This window comes from Mycobacterium sp. E1214, from assembly GCF_001666755.1.
Classification (GTDB): Bacteria; Actinomycetota; Actinomycetes; order Mycobacteriales; family Mycobacteriaceae; genus Mycobacterium.
Window position 1 is genome coordinate 14,952 of record NZ_LZJC01000090.1, and the last position, 14,449, is coordinate 29,400.

Consider the following 14,449-nt stretch of genomic DNA (forward strand, 5'->3'; position numbering starts at 1 on the left):
CGACTCGGCGCCGACCTTTCCTGGGGTGACCACCTGGTGAAGGAGACGACCGTTCATGGCGCACCGCGACGTCCTACACGATTTGGCCGGCTTCGTCGTCGGCGCCGAGCAGGCGGACCTGCCGCCCCGCGCCCGCGCGACGCTCAAACGCAACGTGCTCGACAGCGTCGCCTGCGCCGTCGGCTCGCTCAACGGCGAACTCATCGGGACCATCCGGGAGCACACCGACCAATTCAGCGGCGTCCCGACGGCGACGCTGGTCGGAGGCGACCGGGCGTCGGTGGACCAGGCCGCGTTCTTCAACGCGGTGCTGGTGCGCTACCCCGACCTGCTGGACACCTACCTGACCGTCGGCGGGTTGTGCCACCCCGCCGACAATTTCGGGGCGATCCTGGCGGTCGCCGAGCACGTCGGCGCCAGCGGTGCCGACTTCCTGCTGGCCCTCGCGGTCGCCTACGAGGTGCAGTGCCGCTTCAGCGCCCAGGTCCCGGTGATGGCGCGCGGACTCAATCACGCTCTGCAGCTGTCGATGTCGGTCGCGGCCGGCACGGCGAAGCTGTTGGGGCTGGACGTCGAGCGGACGGCCGACGCGATCGCGGCCGCGTCCGTGGACAACGTGTCGCTGGCCGCCGTGCATTCCGAACCCGTGTCGAACTGGAAGGGCATCTCGCCGGCGATCACCGGCATGCGGGCCATCTACGCCACCATGCTGGCCGCCCGCGGCATCACCGGCCCGGCGTCACTGTTCGACGGCCCGCACGGTTTGGTCCAGCTCTTCGACCAGCCGATCGATTTCCACACGGCCGACCGCGGACTGACGTGCGTCGAGCAGACCTATCTCAAGCAGTACTGCTCGCTCATCCACGGCCAGATCGTCATCGACGCGATCCTGGCATTGCGCGACGAGAACGGGTTGCGCGGTGAGGACGTCGAGCGGGTCGACCTGGAGGTGTTCCAGGGTGCCTACGATTTCGCCGGCGGGGGCGCTTACGGCCCGAAGGACCGGCCGCGCACCAAGGAACAGGCCGACTACAACCTGAGGTACCTGAGCGCGGTCACCCTGCTTGACGGCGGTGTCGGCCCCGAACAGCTTGAAACAGAACGCGTTTCGCGAGACGACGTGCAGGAGTTGCTGGACCGGGTCGCCGTCACCGCCGCCGCGGATCTGACGGCGGACTACCCCCAGCGCACGGCCGCCCGGGTGCGCGTCGTCACCCGCGACGGGCGGGAGTTCACCCGCGAGCAGTCGGACTACGAGGGCTCACCCACCAGGCCGATGCCGTGGGAGCGGGTGGTGGACAAGTTCCGCTGGCTGGCCGAGCCGTTCTGTGACGACGCGCTGGGCGCCGCGATCGTCGTCGCGGTCGACCACCTTGACGAGGGCCCGATCACGAACCTCATTGGCCCGCTGGGGGCGGTCAGTCCGACCGCCCGTGGGGCGCGCAGCAGGGTGCGGTTCTGACCGCCCGCCGCCGCGCGGCCTTGCGTGCGTCGCCGCCCGCACTGAATGATCGGGGGCCATGCGCAACGATCGGGGCGGCAACCGGTGGGAGTTGGCCACCTGCGGGCTGCGGGGGCACGTCACCTATGCCCCCGACGACGCGGCCCTCGCCGACCGGCTGAGCGGCCGTACCGGTCTGGGCCCGGTCTGGCGGTGCCTGCGCTGCGGGGAGTACACCCTCGGCGAGCCCGACGGCCGCGGCCCCGCCGATGACGCCCCGTTGATCATGCGCGGTAAGGCGTTACGCCAGGCGATCATCATCCGGGTTCTCGGGGCCGAGCGCTTCCTGCGCGCGGTGCTGATCGGCATCGCCGCGTATGCGATATGGAAGTTCCGGGGAGCGCGCGGGTCCATCCAGGCCACGCTCGACCGGGACCTGCCGCTGCTGCGGGCCAGCGGCTTCAAGGTCGACCAGATGACGGCGGTGCACGAACTGGAAAAGGCGCTGGCCACCAAACCGTCCACGCTGACGCTGATGACGCTGGCGCTGACCGCCTACGCGCTGATCGAGGTGATCGAGGGCGTCGGCCTGTGGATGCTGAAACGCTGGGGCGAGTACTTCGCGGTGATCGCGACGTCGGTGTTTCTGCCGCTGGAGGTCCACGATCTGCTCAAGGGAATCACGATGACCCGCGTGGTCACGTTCAGCATCAACGTCGCCGCCGTGGTCTACCTGCTGATCTCCAAGCGGCTGTTTGGGCTGCGCGGCGGCCGCAAGGCCTACGACGAGGAGCGCCGCGGCGAGCAGTTGCTCGACGTCGAACGGGCCGCGGCGACGCCCGCGTCGAGCCAGTAGTCAGGCCGGTGCGCCCCGGGAGCGCCGGCGCGCCCGCGAGGCGCGCAGGTTGGCGGCGTTGCCGCAGGTTCTGACGTCGTGCCAGACTCCGCTGTTGTTCTTCGAGCGGTCGTAGAAGGTCGACCCACAGCGATCGTTGTGGCACCGCTTGATCCGCCGCCAGGTGCCGGCGTGCTGACTCAGCAGGATCTCCCCCCATAGCGCCGAGGCGAGCCACCGCCACCCGGCGCCACTGGGCTCCAACCGCACCTCGCCCTCGTCGGACACGAACAGCGCGGCGGTCACGGAACCGGCGCCCCGGCCGGCCGGGGGTTGGGCCGTCACCAGCTGCGCGATGGTCGCGCGCACCTCTCGGAGTCTGGCCAGGTCCGCCTCCCCGAGCGCGGGCGGCTGCGGGTCCGCGCCGCGCAGCGCCGCCCAGGCGCCCACCGCGGCCGCCGCCCAGTCGCGCGCCAGCGCCGCGTCGAACAACAGGTCTGGACCGTAGCCCTCGATGCCGGCCGTATTGAGGAAGTCCTGGACCAGGCCGAGGCCGCCGGGGGCGGCGACCAGACCGAACCGCTGTGAGGCAGGCCACGGAATAGACATAGCTAAAACTTACTTGCCTATGTCGCACACGTCAACTATGTTGACAGAACTCAAACGGTTTCACTTAAGTCAAGGAGGTCGGGACATGGTCAACGTCAAGGGAGCGACAGTCGTGGTCACGGGCGGACAGCGCGGGCTGGGCAAGGCCATCGTGGAGGAGTTCGTGGCCCGCGGCGCGGCCAAGGTGTACGCCACGGCGCGGTCACCGAAGCCCAGCGCGGACCCGCGGGTGGTGAGCGTGGAGCTGGACGTCACGAAGGAAGAGTCCGTCGCCACGTTGGCGGCCACCGCCGCCGACGCCGAGATCGTCGTCAACAACGCCGGGGTCTCGGGCGCCATGGCGTTGCTCGACAGCGACCTCGACGAGGTGCGCGAAATCTTCGAGACCAACTACATCGGGGCGCTGCGAATCGCGAAGGCGTTCGCGCCGATCCTGGCCGACAACGGCGGCGGTGCGCTGGTCGACATCCTGTCGGTGCTGTCCTGGCTGGGCGGTTCCGGCGGCTACGGCGCGTCCAAGGCGGCGCTGTGGTCGGCCACGAACTCGTTGCGCATCGAACTGGAGAAGCAGGGCACCCAGGTGACGGGCGTGCACTTGGCCCTCACCGACACCGAGATGGCGGCCGATTTCGACGTCCCCAAGAACGACCCGCGTGACGTCGCCCGAGCCATCGTCGACGGCCTCGAGCGCGGCGACGTCGAGGTTCTCGCGGACGACATCACCCGCCACGTCAAGTCCGCGCTGTCCGGACCCGTCGAGGCTCTGCGGTTCGGCTGAGTCGCCTGGAAGCGGTCTGTCCGAAGTGAAACCCCGTGCGGGGCCGGCCGGCCTTGCGGTGCCACGCCCAATGGTGGACTTGCCGCACTTCGGACAGACCGCGGTATGAGGCTGCCATCGTGGCGGCGCCGGCGCTATGGCCGAAAGTCCTCGACCGAGCGGGTCTTAAGTCACCTGCCCCCGGCGCGGGCGGGCGTGTTTGGATAGCCCTATGCCGGACTCCGAAGAACGCATCGTCAGCGCCACCCGCGTCATCTCGGCCAGCGCCGCCCGGATCTTCGAGCTGATCGCGGACCCGGCGCGGCAGCCCAGCTGGGACGGCAACAACAACCTGGCCTCGGCCGAGCCCGGCCAGCGCGTCCGGCAGGTCGGCGACATCTTCAAGACGACGCTGACCAACGGCGCCGTCCGCGAGAACCACGTCGTGGAATTCGTCGAGGGCAGCAAAATCGCTTGGCGCCCGGCCGAACCGCGCCGGCAACCGCCCGGCCACCTGTGGCGCTGGGAGCTCAGCCCCGTCAACCCCGAGCTCACCACCGTCACCCACACCTACGACTGGTCGAGCCTGACCGACACCACGCGCCTGGCCAAGGCGCAGGCGACGACGGCGGACATGCTGCGCGAGTCCATGGACCGGCTGGCCGTGCTGGCCCAGTCGGAGGCCTGAGGTGGCCCTCCCATCGCCCGGACCCGGCCGCGCGGCCATCGTGACGGGCGCGTCGTCGGGCATCGGGGAACAGTTCGCCCACCTCCTGGCCCGCGCTGGCCATCAGGTCGTCGTCGTGGCGCGCAGCGTCGACCGCCTCGAGGCGCTGGCCGCCCGGCTGGGTGCCGCGGCGCACCCGCTGCCGGCCGATCTGTCTGATCGAGCGGAACGGGCGGCGTTGCCGGATCGGGTCGCCGCGCTGGGCCTGGTCCCGGACATCCTGGTCAACAACGCCGGCTTCTCGACGGTGGGCGTCGTGGCGAAATCGGTTCCGGAGCAAGAGATCAAGCTGGTCGAGGTCGACGTGGCGGCCGTCGTCGACCTGTGCAGCCGGTTCCTGCCGGGGATGGTCGAGCGGCGCCGCGGCGCCGTCTTGAACGTGGCGTCGGTGGCGGGGTTCGGGCCGCTGCCGGGCCAGGCCGCGTACGGCGCCGCCAAGGCGTTCGTCTTGTCCTACACCCACAGCCTGCGCGGCGAGCTGCGCCGCACCGGCGTCACCGCGACCGCCCTGTGCCCCGGGCCGGTCGACACCGGATTCGTTGAGACGGCCGGTTTTTCGAAGCAGGAGGCCGAATCGGCCCTGCCGCGCGTCATGTGGGTCCCCGCCGACAAGGTGGCGCAGGCCGGGATCGACGGCCTGGCGGCCGGCAAGGCCGTCGTCGTTCCGGGCCGGGCCAACAGGATCGCCGCGGGCTTGTTCCGAGTGGCGCCCCCGGAGCGGCTGCTGCCGCTGCTGATGCGCGCTCACCCGGCGTTCAAGAGGGACTGACCCGACCGGCTCAGGCCAGCTTGGCGCGCACCCACTGGAACGTGCCGAGGTTGTTCACCCGCACGCTGGCAAAACCGTTGTCCTCCAAGATGTCGCCGATCTCGTCCTCGCCGAACACGTGCGCCCCGAGGTGGGGCAACCGCTGCGCCCAGTGGGCCAGCCGCCCCGCCGTCGGAACCATGAGGGCCAGCCTGCGGCCGGGGCGGAGCACCCGCGCGATCTCGGCGAGAGCTACCGCCGGTTGCGGGACGAGCTGCAGCACGGCCGTCGACACCACCGCGTCGACGGTGTTGTCGCGCAACGGAAGTCGCTGCGCGTCCGCCTTGATGAACCCGACGTGGGGGCCGGCTTCGTTGCGGACCGCGCGCTCCAGCATCGGCTCGGAGATGTCGACGCCCAGCGCCACCCCGCCGGGGCCGGCGGCCCGGGCCAGCGACGCGGTGACGTTGCCCGGACCGGACCCGACGTCCAGCGCCGTCCCGCCCTGCGGAATGTTGAGCCACTCGATCGGCAGCTGCCAGGCGCCGAGCCGGCGCGACAGCGCCTGGGCGTTGTCATACAGCATCGACCCGAGCGGCGACGCCCATGCCGCCTGGATCGGTCCGGTGTTGCGCTCGACGTCACCGTCGGGGCCCAGCAGGTCGAGGTAGCCCTTGCTGACGTCGGGCTCCACCGGCGGATCGGCGAGCAGGTCCAGCGCCCGCCGCAGCGCCGGGGGCAGCGAGATGTGCACGTCGGTCATGCGTACTCCTTTGCTCAAATGTCAAGGTGCAGGCCGGAACACGGCGGAACACCGCCTCGCGCTCAGCCTACGCCGAGCGGTGGTGGGCCAGTCAGCGCCGGACGGCCGCCTGGTCGCGCACCAGGGAGTACAGGCGCCAGTGCCCCGGCACGCCCTTGAGCGTCGTCTCGCCGCGGTCGCCGAACCGGTGCCGAGAGCCGGTGACGATGTCGCGCAGCGTGGACGACACCAGCACCTCGCTGGGCCCGGCCTGCGCGGCCACGCGTGCGCCGATGTGCACGGCCATGCCGGCCACGTCGGCGCCGCGCACTTCGACCTCGCCCGCATGGATGCCGACGCGCACCTCGATGCCCAGCACCTGCACCGCGTCGACGATGGCGTCGGCGCACGCGATGGCTGCGCTGGGGCTGCTGAACGTGGCGACGAAGCCGTCGCCGGCGGTGTTGACCTCGCGGCCGGAGAAGCGTTGCAGCTCGTGGCGGACGACGGTGTCGTGGTTGTCCAGCAGGTCGCGCCAGCGGTGGTCACCGAGCAGCGCGGCCCGTTCCGTGGAGCCGACGATGTCGGTGAACACGATGGTGGTGAGCAGCCGCTCGGTGTCGGAGCCGCCGCGCACGCCGGTAATGAATTCCTCGATCTCGTCGAGGACCGGGGCGGTGTCGCCCACCCAGTACAGGGCGTCGGCACCCGGCAATTCGACGAGCCGGGACCCGGCGATGTGCTCGGCGAGGTAGTGCGCGTGTTCGACGGGGCTGAACGCCGGGTTGTCGCGATGCAGGATCAGCGTCGGGACGGTGATCCGTGCCAGCCGGTCGCGGACGTCGCCCTCGCGGACCTTGTTGATGAAGGCGCGGGCCATGCTCGGCGACGCGGCCCGGTTCCCCGCCATGTCCCACCAGGAGCGGAACGCGGCGTCGGCGGCCACGGACGGCGCGATGATGCCGAGCATGTCAAAGCCCTGCTCGACGGCGTCCGGCTCCATGCCGATCGAGGTGAACCGATCGGCGGCCTCGAGTTCGGAACCGATCGGGTAGTCGGGACCGCGCAGCGTGCGCGCGGCACCGTTGGCGATCACCAGGCTGGTCACCCGGTCGGCGTGGTCGGTCGCCAGCACGACGGCGGCCAGCGTCGTGAAGCCCGGAGCGAACACGGTCGCGCGCTCACAACCGACCGCGTTCATCACCGCGATGGCGTCGTTCGCCCAGGATTCCGGGCCGAGCATGTCCAGCGACGACACCCGCGAGGAAAGGCCGATGCCGCGCTGGTCGAACCGGATCACCCGGGAGAACGCGGCCAGCCGGCGGTGAAAGCGGTACATCGAGGGCTCGAGGTCCACGCAGTCGATCGGGATCAACGGGCCCGGCAGCACCAGCAGGTCGGTCGGGCCATCGCCGAAGACCTGGTAGGCGATGTCGATCTCGCCGCAACTGGCATACCGGGTCCGCGGCGCCGCAGAACTCCCAGCCACGGGTCCCAGGCTAGTGCAGGCCCCCGACAGCCGGCAGCAAACTAGCGCTCGATGATGGGGACCAGGTAGCGGGCGGCGTAGTCGCGGACGGCGACCGGGTCGGCGATGTCGAGCCGGTCGGTGGGGAACACGATGATGCCCAGGGCGACCCGCAGCAGGACGTCGGCGATGTTGTCCAGGTCCGGCCCGGGGTTACGGGCTCCGCAGCGCCGCAGCGTGTGGGCGATGCCGTCGGCGAATTGGCGGATCGGGAAGACGTGCGAGCGGGAGAACAGGCCGAATACCTCTGGCTCGCTGTCGGCGAGGCGCGAATACAGCGGAGAATCACCGACCAGCCGCACGCCGAGCGCGAACGCCTCGACGACGGCCTGGCGGGGGTCGCAGCCGGCGGTCGCGTCGTCGAGCGTGCGGAAGAACGCCGCCGCCTCCCGGCGGATCACCTGCGCGAACAGCGCGTCCTTGGTGGGGAAGCGCCGGTAAACCGTGCTGCGGCTGACCCCGGCGCGGGCCGCGACGTCCTCGATGTTGGCGCGACGCACGCCGTACGTCTCGAACACCACGCGGGCGGTGTCCAGGATGGTCCGGTCGAGATCGGTGAGCGGCTCCGTGCCGTCGAGCACGCGGTTCTGCACGGGTGAAGCCTCCTCGGGGACGCGCCAATGCTACTTTGAAACAAAGATACTCTTTTGTGTCATTGATTCGGCGCAGGCCGTCAGGAGGTGGGTATGGACGCCCCGCAGGACCGGCGCCGCGGCGCCGGCGCGCGTTTCGACAGCGGTGTGCGCGAGGCGGTCCCGCTGCCGATCGACCACCCGGCTGGCGAGCCGGCGGCCGCGCCGCGGCTGGGACCCGACTCGTTGATCTGGAAGTTCTACGGCGACAACAGGACTCAACTGTTTGGTTTCCAGCGCACCGCCGGGGTGGAGAACTGCATCGAGCAACTCGCGCAGGGGGTGCTCGACCACTCCGTGGTGTTCAGCGACACGCTGGGCCGGGCCAGGCGCACGGCGCCGCCCCTGATGAAGACCGTGTATTCCGACGCCCCCCACGAATGGGGCCGCAAGGTCCGCGACTTCCATACGACGATCAAGGGCACCATCAGCGACGGATCGCGCTACCACGCGCTGAACCCCGAATTGTTCTACTGGGCGCACGCCTCCTTCGTCGACCAGGTCATCTACAACGCCGACACGTTCATCCGGCGGCTCTCGCGCGCCGAGAAGGAGCAGATCTTCAACGAGGGCAAGGTGTGGTACCGCCTCTACGGGGTCAGCGACCGCGGGCAACCGCAGACCTACGACGAGTTCCTCGAGTACTGGGACGAGATGCTCGAGCGGTTCGTTCCCCACAAGACCGTGCTGTACGGCACCGGCTACATCCGCAAAGGGATTCCGGGCCCGCGGTGGCTGCCCCGGCCGGTGTGGGCCGTGCTGTCGGCCCCGCTGAACGCCTACACCCGGCTGGTCCTGGTCGGCACCCTGCCGCCGCAGATGCGCGAGGTCTGCCAACTACCGTGGGACACTAAGCGGGAGAAGCGTTTTCAGCGTTTCGCCGCCGTCATGCGGGCACTCAATCCCGTCGTCAACCGGCTGCCGTTGCGCCTGGTCTACACGCCGTGGGCGGCCGACGCGTTCGTGCGCGCGGGCGTCGATCCGCGCCGCCGGTTCAACCGCGCGCCGTAACGGCCGCGCCCTCCGGCGGGCGCGCGCAGGCCGGTGTGGTTACCCGGGTCGCCCAGCGGGCATCCGCTACGACGGCGCGGCCCAACCACGAGAGGACACCGGCGATGCAGATGACGGGCAACACTGTGTCTGGTCACCGGTGGCGGCACCGGAATCGGGCGCGGCCTGGCCGAGGCGTTCCACCGGCTGGGCAACGAGGTGGTGATCGCAGGCCGGCGCCGCGAGCCGCTGCGGGAGGTCGCCGCGGCCAACCCCGGCATGCAGTACCTGACCCTGGACCAGGGCGATCCCGCCGACATCCGCCGGTTCGCCACCGAGCTCACCGACCGCCACCTCGAGCTGAACGTCCTGGTGAACAACGCCGGAATCCAGCGGGTCGAGGACCTCACCGGCAGCACCGTCGGCCTGGCCGAGCAGACCGTGGCCATCAACCTGCTCGGCCCGCTGCGGCTGATCTGCGCCCTGCTGCCGGCGTTGCAGCGACGGCGCCACGCCGCGATCCTCAACGTCACCTCCGGGCTGGGGTTCATGCCCAGCGCCCTGACGCCGACCTACTGCGCCACCAAGGCGGCGCTGCACTCCTACACCCAGTCGCTGCGGTTCCAGCTGCGCGGGACCGCGGTCCAGGTGATCGAGCTGATCCCGCCCCAGGTGCAGACCGGCCTGCAGGGCGACCGGGGATTCGACCCGAAGGCCATGCCGCTGCAGGACTACATCGACGAGACCATCGCGCTGCTGCAGGCCAACCCGCAGGCCGACGAGATCGTGGTCGAGCGCGTCAAGGCGTTCCGCTACGCCGAGCGCGACGGCACGTTCGACGACATCTATCCGCGGTTCAACGAGGCGGTCACGGCCGGGCGGTAGGCACCGACCGGCGGGCGGAGGGTGCTGAACGCCGCGTGCACGGCAGTGAAACACCTTGTGAAGTAGGCGAATCCGGCGTCGCCGGCGTCGGCACGGTCGTTGGCGTCACCGTCGGTGATGCGACAGGATCGAAGCTATGGCCGACATCGACTTCTCCGTGCTCGACGTGCCGAGGGCGGCGCCCGTCGACGATCCCGACGCCTACCTGCGCGCGGCCATCGCCTGGCACTTCGGCGAGGACACCGGGTCGCCCTTCTGGCTGCGGACCGCCCGGACGCTGGATTTCGACCCGCGCACCGACGTCCGCAGCTACGCGGACCTGCGGTTGTTTCCCAACCTGCTCGGCGAGCTGCGCGGCGCCAAGGTCGAGGACCTGATTCCGCGCGGATACGGGTCACCGCCTCCGGTACCGCAGATCTTCGAATCCGGCGGCACCACCGGCGCGCCGAAACGCACCGTGCAGCTCCCCGATTGGGTCGCGCAGGTGATCGATTGGCAGACCGAGGATTTCGCCTCGGGCGGCTTCGTGCGCGGCCGGGGCTTCCTGTGCCTGATGCCCAGTGGCCCGCACGGTGTCGGGTATTTCTCCCGGCGGGTAGCGGAGCGGCTGGGTTCGGTGTTCCACGCGATCGACATCGATCCCCGCTGGGTCAAGAAGCTCGCCGCCCGTCAGGCGGCGACCGAGGTGGCGGCCTACGTCGACCACGTGGTCGAGCAGGCCGCCTTCGTCCTGCAGACGCAGGACGTCGCCAACCTGCACGCCACCCCGCCGCTGCTGGAGGCCATCGCCCGCGACGACCGGCTCGTCGACCTGGTCAACGACAAGATCCGCTACCTGCTGCTCAGCGGCGCGCACGTCGACGCCGACACCCTGGACCTGCTGCGCGACATCTTCCCGGCGACCACCATCACCATGGCGTTCGGCAGCACGATGGTGCTCTCCCAGGCGGTCACGCGCGCCCTGGACGACGCCTTCGTGTTCGACCCGCGCACCCCGTACGTGGTGTTCTGGGTGGTCGAACCCGACTCCGGCGAGCGGGTTCCGTACGGGCAGGTGGGCCAGGTGGTGATGAATCACGTCAGCAAGGGCATGTTCATCCCGAACAACCTCGAGCGTGACCTGGCGATCAGGATGCCGGGCCCGGCGGGCCAACTCAGCGACTCGGTCAGCGAGGTGCGCCCGGTCGCCACCTTCGAGGGCGAAGCCGTCATCGAGGGCGTCTACTGAGATGACCGATCGACCCGCCGCGGCGACCGCCGCGCTCTCGATCGACGCCCTCGGCCCCGCGGGGCAATACCGGACCCGCAACCGGGCGGTGATCACCAGCACCGCGGGCGAGGCGGTCGCCGAGCTCAGCATCGTTCCGCCGCTCTACATTTCGCGGGCACTCGCGGCGCAGCGCAAGGTCGCGCCGCTGCCGGTGGCGCACCGCGCGGCGGCCCTGGCGGGCGCCGCCGACGCCTTCGCCTCGCAGGTGATCGCCGGGCTGGACTTCGACGACTACGTCGCGCTGGCCAGCGACATCGCCGGGCTGCCGATCGCGATCACCCGGGCCGGGGCGTGCGGCGTCGCGGACTCGGTGGCGCACGCCTTCGACGCGGTGCAGCCCGCGCGGCCGGTCGGGGCTCAGCTCGATTGGCGGCAGGGCCGCGAGCGCGCGGCCTGGGTGCGGCGCGGTGAGGTGTTCGCCGTCCACGCGGCGGGCAACGGCCCGGGCGTGCACGGCCTGTGGCCCCAGGCGCTGGCGCTGGGGTACCGGGTGGCGGTGCGGCCGTCGCGGCGTGAACCGCTGACCGCGCACCGCCTCGTGCAGGCGCTGCGACAGGCCGGGTTCCGCGCCGAGGACGCGCTCTACCTGCCGACCGAGTACGCCGGTGCCGACGAGCTGATCCGGTCCGCCGACATCGCGATGGTCTACGGCGGCCAAGACGTGGTGGACAAGTACGCCGACGACCCGTCGGTCCTCGTGAACGGTCCGGGTCGCACCAAGATCCTCATCACCGCCGAGCAGGACTGGCGCGAGCATCTCGAGGTCATCGTCGACTCGATCGCCAACCTCGGGGGCATGGCCTGCGTCAACGCCACCGCCGTGCTCTACGAGGGCGACCCCGGGCCGCTGGCCGCAGCCATCGCCGAGCGCCTGGCGGTCCTCGAGCCGTTGCCCAGCGCCGACGAGCGCGCGCGACTACCCACCCAGCCCCTCGAGAGCGCCCGGTCGCTGGCGACGTATCTGGCGGGCAAGGCGGCCGGTTCGACGCCGCTGCTGGGCGCCGACCAGGTGGTCGCCGAGCTCGGCGACGGCTACGCGGCGCTGCGCCCGGCCGTGCACCTGCTGGCGGAGCTGGACGTGGACCGCCTCAACCTGGAGCTGCCCTTTCCGTGCGTGTGGGTGGCCCCCTGGTCACGCCACGCCGGCGTCGCGGCGCTGTGCCGCTCGCTGGTCGTCACCGCGATCACCAACGACGAGGCGCTGATCGACGCCCTGCTCGCCGAACCGACCGTCGGCAACGTGTACTGGGGCCCGCACCCGACCTGGCGCACCGCGCCCGACATCCCGCACGACGGGTTCCTCGCCGAGGCGCTGATGCGCACCAAGGGCATCGTGAGGGGTTCGGTCAAACGCTAGGCGGCGCGTCGGCGTCCGGCGGGGGCACCAGCGTCGGCGGGACCAGCTGACCGGGCTGGGGCCAGTTGCCGAACGCCTCGGCGTAGCTGTGACTCATCACCTCGAGCACCGTGCCCCACGGGTCCGCGGCGTACGCCAGCGTCCACGGCCGGCCCGGCACGAAGTCGTACGGCTCGGCCAGCAGCGTCCCGCCGTGCTGCACCACCCGCTCGATGAGGGCCGCCACGTCGGGATGGGTGAGGCAGAGGTGCCACAGGCCGTGGCGGAACCACGGCGCCGCCTCGCCGGGCGGCGGCGACTGCTCGGTGGGCGGGTCGACGAACTGGAACAGCTCGATGCCCACCGAGTTGCCGGTGAGCAGGTGGGCCTGCAGGGCGCGGCGGAACCGGCCACCGAACACGGCCGCGGCCTCGCCGTGTCCCGCCGCCTCGAGCACCCGCGGCCCCATGATGCAGCGGAACCCGAACACCGTGCCATACCAGTCGATCGCGGCGTGAATGTCCGGGACGGTGAGCCCCAGATGGTTGCGACCAGCGGGGCCGGCGGGTGCTCGCTCACCGGATGGTCGAAAACTGCTCGGGATGCGGCTCGTAACCGATGTCCTGCACCGCGCCCACGCCACTGAAGACGTGCAAAACCTGGGTGGTGTCGCCGCTGACGTTGCGGAATTCGTGCCAGTTGCCGCGCGGCACCACGAGGAGCTGGCCCACCCGCATGTCCAGCGTGTGTTCGAAGTCCTCCGTGAACTGCAGGCTGCCCTTGAGCGGAACCACCATCATGTCGGCGTGCGGGTGCCGGTGCATGTGATGGATGAACCCGGGCGGGAAGGTCAGCAGGTCCGCCACGATCGCCGGGGTCCCGGTGAGCTCGGCGCTCAGCAGGTGCTGGTTGACCTGATGCTCGGTGATATCCCACCGCATGAACACCTCGGTAGGAATCTCGTCGAAGGTCAGCAGCTCAACGTTCGCCATCGTCAGCTCCGATCTGACCCGCCGGCCGGCCGGGCGGCGGTGTCCCGCGGGCAGCGTTACCCGCAGAGAGCGTAGTCAGCTCAGCTGCCGAAGCCACCACCGGTGGAACCGACCGCCGTCGCCGCGGGCGGCGGGCCGCCCACACCGAGGCGGCTGGCCGCGAAGTCCACGCCCTTATCGATCATCGAGCCGTCGTCGGCGTAGGTGTTGTGCGCGGAGAAGTTGAGCCCGTCGGAGCACACCGGGTCGTCGGTGGCGCACACCTTGAGCGTCTTCGCCTGGTACAGCGGGCCGATGACGACCGGCGGCTCGTTGAGGAAGTTCATGGCCCGGGTGTTGGGCGTGCCGAACAACACCACCGAGGACACGTGGTCGGCGATCGCCGGGTCCAACGGCTTGGGCACGGTGGTGGGGTCGATCCCGTCGGGCACGGCGGCCGAGGTGACGAAGCCCATCACGGCCGCCCCCTGCGAGTAGCCGCTGAGCACCATCTTGGTGTTGGGGCAGTCGTGCGCCATCGACACCACGTGCGCACCCGCGTCGCGGACGCCGTCGATGCCGGTGGCCCACTGGTCGCTGGCGGGGTAGTTGACCGGATACACGTCGAACGACTTGTTGCCGACGCGTTGGTGCAACGCATCGACGAAAGCCTGCCCGGTGGGGCCGACGCCCGGCGCCTCACCGGTGCCGCGGGCGTAGACGACCTGAACGTCGGGGCACTGCGCCGCGGCGGAGGGAAGCAACGAGCCGGCGAGCAGCGAGGCGCCGACACCCGACGCCGCCACCGCGGCGGAGCCAACGAAACGCGTTATTTGACGTGCGATCATGCCGCAACTTGTGCCCACCGCCGCCCCCACCTAAACCGGGCGGTCGAAGAAATTACGCGGCGTTCACAAACTCCTCTCACGCTGCTCTCACGGCCGCCGGTAGTGCCCGCTGACCTGGGCCGGCGCGCCG

The 14,449-nt window shown here is 70.7% G+C and carries 15 protein-coding genes and 1 pseudogene; 9 read left to right on the top strand and 7 right to left on the bottom strand.

The annotated features are described in order from the left end of the window. Window positions 1-55 precede the first annotated feature (55 nt). Window positions 56-1,462 carry an MmgE/PrpD family protein gene (locus tag A5700_RS12290; RefSeq protein ID WP_068073962.1) on the top strand — a complete coding sequence of 469 codons (1,407 nt, stop codon included), beginning with the start codon at window positions 56-58 and terminating at the stop codon, window positions 1,460-1,462. Window positions 1,463-1,520: 58 nt separating this feature from the next. Continuing rightward, complete coding sequence (locus A5700_RS12295; RefSeq protein ID WP_068073960.1) at window positions 1,521-2,297, top strand: DUF2127 domain-containing protein; 777 nt, start codon at window positions 1,521-1,523, stop codon at window positions 2,295-2,297. Here the strand turns inward: A5700_RS12295 and A5700_RS12300 are convergent, their stop codons facing one another. Further along, complete coding sequence (locus tag A5700_RS12300; protein ID WP_231973912.1) at window positions 2,298-2,885, bottom strand: CGNR zinc finger domain-containing protein; 588 nt, start codon at window positions 2,883-2,885, stop codon at window positions 2,298-2,300. Window positions 2,886-2,970: 85 nt separating this feature from the next. Here A5700_RS12300 and A5700_RS12305 point away from each other — a divergent pair, with 85 nt between their 5' ends. From A5700_RS12305 to A5700_RS12315, 3 genes are all read left to right on the top strand, one after another. Then, entirely contained in the window at window positions 2,971-3,663 is a 693-nt protein-coding gene (locus A5700_RS12305; RefSeq protein ID WP_068073958.1) for an SDR family oxidoreductase, read from the top strand. Window positions 3,664-3,874: 211 nt separating this feature from the next. Beyond that, complete coding sequence (locus tag A5700_RS12310) at window positions 3,875-4,330, top strand: SRPBCC family protein (RefSeq protein WP_068073956.1); 456 nt, start codon at window positions 3,875-3,877, stop codon at window positions 4,328-4,330. Between the two features lies 1 nt (window position 4,331). Then, window positions 4,332-5,138 (top strand): SDR family oxidoreductase, encoded by an 807-nt coding sequence (locus A5700_RS12315; RefSeq protein WP_068073954.1) that lies wholly within the window; start codon window positions 4,332-4,334, stop codon window positions 5,136-5,138. A 10-nt stretch (window positions 5,139-5,148) separates the two neighbouring features. Here A5700_RS12315 and A5700_RS12320 read toward each other — a convergent pair whose 3' ends face one another. The 3 genes from A5700_RS12320 to A5700_RS12330 form a co-directional block, all read right to left on the bottom strand. Further along, window positions 5,149-5,880, bottom strand: a complete 732-nt coding sequence (locus A5700_RS12320) for a class I SAM-dependent methyltransferase (protein ID WP_068073951.1) — start codon at window positions 5,878-5,880, stop codon at window positions 5,149-5,151. A 91-nt stretch (window positions 5,881-5,971) separates the two neighbouring features. After that, entirely contained in the window at window positions 5,972-7,348 is a 1,377-nt protein-coding gene (locus tag A5700_RS12325; protein ID WP_068073950.1) for an adenylate/guanylate cyclase domain-containing protein, read from the bottom strand. Window positions 7,349-7,389: 41 nt separating this feature from the next. Further along, window positions 7,390-7,980 carry a TetR/AcrR family transcriptional regulator gene (locus tag A5700_RS12330; protein ID WP_068073948.1) on the bottom strand — a complete coding sequence of 197 codons (591 nt, stop codon included), beginning with the start codon at window positions 7,978-7,980 and terminating at the stop codon, window positions 7,390-7,392. A gap of 93 nt (window positions 7,981-8,073) precedes the next feature. Here A5700_RS12330 and A5700_RS12335 point away from each other — a divergent pair, with 93 nt between their 5' ends. From A5700_RS12335 to A5700_RS12350, 4 genes and pseudogenes are all read left to right on the top strand, one after another. Next, the gene (locus tag A5700_RS12335) at window positions 8,074-9,030 is read left to right on the top strand and encodes an oxygenase MpaB family protein (protein WP_068073946.1); all 957 of its coding nucleotides are present in this window, start codon (window positions 8,074-8,076) and stop codon (window positions 9,028-9,030) included. Window positions 9,031-9,134: 104 nt separating this feature from the next. Further along, window positions 9,135-9,894: pseudogene (locus tag A5700_RS12340) on the top strand (SDR family oxidoreductase). Window positions 9,895-10,030: 136 nt separating this feature from the next. Then, window positions 10,031-11,122, top strand: a complete 1,092-nt coding sequence (locus tag A5700_RS12345; RefSeq protein WP_068073944.1) for an AMP-binding protein — start codon at window positions 10,031-10,033, stop codon at window positions 11,120-11,122. A gap of 1 nt (window position 11,123) precedes the next feature. Beyond that, window positions 11,124-12,521 carry an aldehyde dehydrogenase family protein gene (locus A5700_RS12350; RefSeq protein WP_068073942.1) on the top strand — a complete coding sequence of 466 codons (1,398 nt, stop codon included), beginning with the start codon at window positions 11,124-11,126 and terminating at the stop codon, window positions 12,519-12,521. Here the strand turns inward: A5700_RS12350 and A5700_RS12355 are convergent. From A5700_RS12355 to A5700_RS12365, 3 genes are all read right to left on the bottom strand, one after another. Beyond that, window positions 12,511-13,104 carry a VOC family protein gene (locus tag A5700_RS12355; protein ID WP_068074008.1) on the bottom strand — a complete coding sequence of 198 codons (594 nt, stop codon included), beginning with the start codon at window positions 13,102-13,104 and terminating at the stop codon, window positions 12,511-12,513. The two genes, A5700_RS12350 and A5700_RS12355, sit on opposite strands and share 11 nt — an antisense overlap. Beyond that, entirely contained in the window at window positions 13,076-13,492 is a 417-nt protein-coding gene (locus tag A5700_RS12360; RefSeq protein WP_068073939.1) for a cupin domain-containing protein, read from the bottom strand. Before A5700_RS12360 ends, A5700_RS12355 begins: the two co-directional genes overlap by 29 nt. An 80-nt stretch (window positions 13,493-13,572) precedes the next feature. Continuing rightward, window positions 13,573-14,337: a cutinase family protein gene (locus A5700_RS12365; RefSeq protein ID WP_082959793.1), complete on the bottom strand. Its 765-nt coding sequence runs from the start codon at window positions 14,335-14,337 to the stop codon at window positions 13,573-13,575. Window positions 14,338-14,449: the final 112 nt, after the last annotated feature.

What these genes read in the sequence shown, in the direction of transcription:
- A5700_RS12290 (WP_068073962.1), top strand. Translation starts at nt 56, where the DNA reads ATGGCGCACCGCGACGTCCTACACGATTTGGCCGGCTTCGTCGTCGGC.
- A5700_RS12295 (WP_068073960.1), top strand. Translation starts at nt 1,521, where the DNA reads ATGCGCAACGATCGGGGCGGCAACCGGTGGGAGTTGGCCACCTGCGGG.
- A5700_RS12300 (WP_231973912.1), bottom strand. Translation starts at nt 2,885, where the DNA reads ATGTCTATTCCGTGGCCTGCCTCACAGCGGTTCGGTCTGGTCGCCGCC.
- A5700_RS12305 (WP_068073958.1), top strand. Translation starts at nt 2,971, where the DNA reads ATGGTCAACGTCAAGGGAGCGACAGTCGTGGTCACGGGCGGACAGCGC.
- A5700_RS12310 (WP_068073956.1), top strand. Translation starts at nt 3,875, where the DNA reads ATGCCGGACTCCGAAGAACGCATCGTCAGCGCCACCCGCGTCATCTCG.
- A5700_RS12320 (WP_068073951.1), bottom strand. Translation starts at nt 5,880, where the DNA reads ATGACCGACGTGCACATCTCGCTGCCCCCGGCGCTGCGGCGGGCGCTG.
- A5700_RS12335 (WP_068073946.1), top strand. Translation starts at nt 8,074, where the DNA reads ATGGACGCCCCGCAGGACCGGCGCCGCGGCGCCGGCGCGCGTTTCGAC.
- A5700_RS12345 (WP_068073944.1), top strand. Translation starts at nt 10,031, where the DNA reads ATGGCCGACATCGACTTCTCCGTGCTCGACGTGCCGAGGGCGGCGCCC.
- A5700_RS12350 (WP_068073942.1), top strand. Translation starts at nt 11,124, where the DNA reads ATGACCGATCGACCCGCCGCGGCGACCGCCGCGCTCTCGATCGACGCC.
- A5700_RS12360 (WP_068073939.1), bottom strand. Translation starts at nt 13,492, where the DNA reads ATGGCGAACGTTGAGCTGCTGACCTTCGACGAGATTCCTACCGAGGTG.